Below are 2,179 nucleotides of genomic sequence, written 5' to 3' on the forward strand. Positions count from 1 at the left end.
CGATGCGCGGGTCGGCGGTGAAGACTCCGTCGACGTCGGTGTAGATCTCGCAGACATCGGCTTTCAACGCCGCGGCCAGTGCGACCGCGGTGGTGTCGGAGCCGCCACGGCCCAGCGTGGTGACATCGTCGCTGTCCTGGCTCACACCTTGGAACCCGGCCACGAGCACCACCTCGCCGTCGTCGAGTGCGCGGCGCACCCGGCCCGGGTCGACTTCGATGATCTTGGCGCGGCCGTGGGCGCCGGTGGTGATCACGCCGGCCTGCGAGCCCGTCAACGATCGTGCTTCCGCGCCGAGTGCATGAATCGCCATGGCCACCAAGGCATTCGAGATCCTCTCACCGGCGGTGAGCAACATGTCCAACTCGCGTGGTTCCGGCGCGGAGGCGATCTGGCCCGCCAATTCGAGGAGCTCATCGGTGGTATCGCCCATTGCCGAGCAGACCACCACCACATCGTGCCCCTGCTTCTTCGTCTCCACGATCCGCTCGGCGACCCGCCGGATCCGCTCCGCGGTGGCTACCGACGCACCGCCGAATTTCTGCACAACCAGGGCCATCCCGAGTCCTCTCCCCTGCTCCCCCGCACGCGATCCGCGGGTGACCCCTTCGAGTATCCAGGCAATCCGGGCACGGCCGTACCAATTCGGCAACGAAAACGACTGCCGCCGAATGGTTTCGGCGGCAGCCCTCGATCACGTGAGCGCCGGGACCGTCATGGCCGCCGGCGAAAAGGACGCGCTGCTCGTCTCGCTCTACGACAACTGGATCACCGCGGTGGCGGCGGCGATCACGTACGTGGTGTGAGCCGCGGTGCTGTTCGGTACCCGACTGGTCCGCCGCCCGGTGGCAGCGGCGGCGGACCACTGCCACCGGGCATTTTCAGGTTTCTGGCGTATTCGGGTCGCCCTCGGGGTGGCGGACCGTTGGCCATCCTCGGAGCAGCAATCCTGGGCTGCGGATCAGACCGTGCGCGGATTCCAAGTCGTAACGGCCCAGATGACCACCACATCGAGCACGATGATCAGGATCGACCATGCCGGATAGTAGGGCAGCCACAGGAAATTCGCGATGATCGACAGTGATGCGATGACGACCGCCACAATCCGCGCCCAGGTCGCGCCGCCCATCAGCCCCAGCGCGCTCAGCGCGAGTATTATCCCGCCGATGATGTGGATCCAGCCCCATGTCGTGGTGTCGAATTCATAGACGTAGTCGATGCCGACGACGAACAGGTCGTCCTTGGCCACCGCGGCGATGCCCTGCAGAACGGACAACACGGCGACGACCAGGAGCAGGATCGCGGCGCCGATGGAAGTGCCTGCGGCGAAACCCTGCTGGACCGGATGCTCGGTTTCCGATAAGTGAGCCATCATGAATCCTTCCGTAGAAGACCGACGACCAACGTTTCCCGATGGCAGCCGCGAGGGCCTCACCCGAAACGGATGAACCGGATCGCCACACGCGATGCGCAGTCGGTCACCCGTGTTCTTCGACTGGTTTTCGAGATGACGGTGCGCTGCTGTGCCTCGGCAGAGCGCGCTGCTGCCGCCGAAGGGTTTCGGCGGCAGCCCTCGATCATCCCTGTTCGGTGGGTACGACGATGAGTTCGGCGACGTTTACCCGGCGCGGTGCCGAGACGGCGAAGGCGATCGCGTCGGCGATGTCCTCGGGGAGCAGGATTTCCAGTCCCTCCCGCCATCCGGCGAGCTCGGCGCGACGGGCGTCGTCGCGCATTCCGGCACCGAGTTCGGTGCCGACGAACCCGGGTTCGATGTTCTTGACCCGAACACCTCGAGGACCGAGTTCGGTGCGCAGAGTGCGGGTCAGGTGCGCTACCGCGGCCTTGGTGGCGCAGTAGACGCCATAGTTCGCAAACGCGGCGTGGCCGCCGATAGAACCGACGAACACCAGGTCAGCGCGGCGACCCGCGCCCGCGGCGGCGAGTAGGTCATCGATGAAGGCTCTTCCGGTGTAGAGCAACCCGTTGATATTCGTCCCCACCATCTGATCCCATTCGTCGATCTCGGCCTGCTCGAACGGCGCGCCGAGCATGATGCCCGCGTTCGCGACGACCAGATCCACAGAGCCGAACGCGGCACGCACCTGCGCTGCGGCATCCAGGACCGACTGCCGCACGCTCACGTCGACAGCCACCGCGAGGGTGTTCGCGCCGAGCG

Annotated in this window: 3 protein-coding genes and 1 pseudogene; 1 reads left to right on the plus strand and 3 read right to left on the minus strand. The window is 66.0% G+C overall.

Annotation, left to right across the window (positions count from 1 at the left end; genetic code table 11):
* Window positions 1-559 (minus strand): annotated as a pseudogene (locus ACFWF3_RS33145) (aspartate kinase); the annotation flags it as partial.
* Window positions 560-671: 112 nt separating this feature from the next.
* Here ACFWF3_RS33145 and ACFWF3_RS33150 point away from each other — a divergent pair.
* Window positions 672-806: a hypothetical protein gene (locus ACFWF3_RS33150; RefSeq protein WP_379317866.1), complete on the plus strand. Its 135-nt coding sequence runs from the start codon at window positions 672-674 to the stop codon at window positions 804-806.
* Window positions 807-961: 155 nt separating this feature from the next.
* Here the strand turns inward: ACFWF3_RS33150 and ACFWF3_RS33155 are convergent, their stop codons facing one another.
* Both ACFWF3_RS33155 and ACFWF3_RS33160 read right to left on the minus strand, forming a co-directional pair.
* Window positions 962-1,372, minus strand: coding sequence for a hypothetical protein (locus ACFWF3_RS33155; RefSeq protein WP_378995157.1), 411 nt, complete (start codon window positions 1,370-1,372; stop codon window positions 962-964).
* A 205-nt stretch (window positions 1,373-1,577) separates the two neighbouring features.
* Window positions 1,578-2,179 (minus strand): SDR family oxidoreductase (locus tag ACFWF3_RS33160; RefSeq protein ID WP_379317868.1); only part of this gene is annotated, 602 nt, incomplete at its 5' end.

Origin of the sequence: Nocardia sp. NPDC060220, from assembly GCF_042727815.1 — a bacterium.
Classification (GTDB): Bacteria; Actinomycetota; Actinomycetes; order Mycobacteriales; family Mycobacteriaceae; genus Nocardia.

Coding starts and splice junctions, on each gene's coding strand:
- ACFWF3_RS33150 (WP_379317866.1), top strand. CDS start 672: ATGGTTTCGGCGGCAGCCCTCGATCACGTGAGCGCCGGGACCGTCATG.
- ACFWF3_RS33155 (WP_378995157.1), bottom strand. CDS start 1,372: ATGGCTCACTTATCGGAAACCGAGCATCCGGTCCAGCAGGGTTTCGCC.